Below are 1,223 nucleotides of genomic sequence, written 5' to 3'. Positions count from 1 at the left end.
GCGACTCCGGGGCGTGCAACCGCAGCATGGTCGCCCCGATGTCGGCCGGCACCCGGCGCTTGCTCAGCAGCGAACCGACCACCATGACCAGGGGTGAGGCCGTCGACGAGGTTCTGCCGGTGCCGGGAGGTGATGAACAGCGAGTAGTCGATGCCGACGGCCAGGCCGAGCATCAGGGCGAGCACCGGCGCGGTGCTCGTCAGCGTCACGACGCTGCTCAGCGCGAACAGCCCGGCCATACCCGCGCCGACGCCGATCAGCGCGTTCAGCATGGTCATGCCCGCGGCGACCAGCGAGCCGAAGGTGATCACCAGGACCACCAGGGCGATGATGACGCCGATGCTCTCGGTGCCGCCGACCTCGGGCTCGGAGTTCATCACCTCCCCGCCGTGCTCGACCCGTAGCCCGGCGGCCTCGGCGGCGGCGCCACTGTTCTCGTACGCGGCGCGCTGCTGCTCGGTCACCTCGTCGGCGCGGGTGGCGAACTGCACCTGGATGAGGCCGTACCGGCCGTCCTGCGACAGGGCCTTGGCGGCGAAGGGGTCCACGGCACCGAGCACGCCGGGCAGCGCCGACGCCTCCTTGACCAGGCCCTCGACCGCCGGCTTGAGGGCGGGGTCGGCCAGGGTGCCGCCGGCCGGCGCGGCCACCACGATGGTGCCGGTGGCCCCGCTGGCCTCGGGGAACTCCCGCTGCAGGGCGTCGATCGCGCGCTGCGACTCGGTGCCGGGCATGGTGAAGTCGCTCGACGAGGTGCCCTTGAAGGCCAGTGCGGCCCCGCCCAGCGCGGCGAGCAGCACCAGCCACAGCACGACCACGAGCTTGCGGCGCCGGAACGAGGCCCGGCCCAGCCGGTACAACAGGGTTGCCATGTCAGTCCTTGGATCGAGGGGTGAGCAGGGCACGCTTCGCCACGGCGATCAGGGCGGAGCGCAGGGTCACGTCGTCGGGCCGGTCGATCGCCACCGAGCAGATGCCGGCCAGCAGCACCTCCGCGGCGACCTTCTCCTCCAGCTCGGTGGAGCGGGCGGCGAAGGCGGAGCACAAGTTTTCGATCATCGGCTGCACGCCCGCGAAGGCCGGCGTGAGCAGCACCTCGAGCGAGCCGTGGTAGATCAGTCCGGCCTCGCGGCGGTAGCGCAGCACCAGATCCACGAAGCCGTCGATCGCCGCGGCGCGGGCCGCCTCGCCCTGGAGCCCGGCGAGCTGCTCGTCGAGCTCGG

1 protein-coding gene and 1 pseudogene are annotated in these 1,223 nt (G+C 72.4%); both read right to left on the bottom strand.

Features of this window, described 5'->3' with window-relative positions; translation table 11 throughout:
- Positions 1-872: MMPL family transporter (locus AB0C29_RS49280; RefSeq protein ID WP_360835404.1), on the bottom strand; the 872-nt coding region annotated here is incomplete at its 3' end.
- Position 873: 1 nt separating this feature from the next.
- A pseudogene (locus tag AB0C29_RS49275) lies at positions 874-1,223 on the bottom strand (TetR/AcrR family transcriptional regulator); the annotation flags it as partial.

The organism is Actinoplanes sp. NPDC048791 (assembly GCF_040650095.1).
Classification (GTDB): Bacteria; Actinomycetota; Actinomycetes; order Mycobacteriales; family Micromonosporaceae; genus Actinoplanes.
Note: the sequence above shows the minus strand (reverse complement) of the source record. Positions and strands in the feature narration are given on the sequence as shown.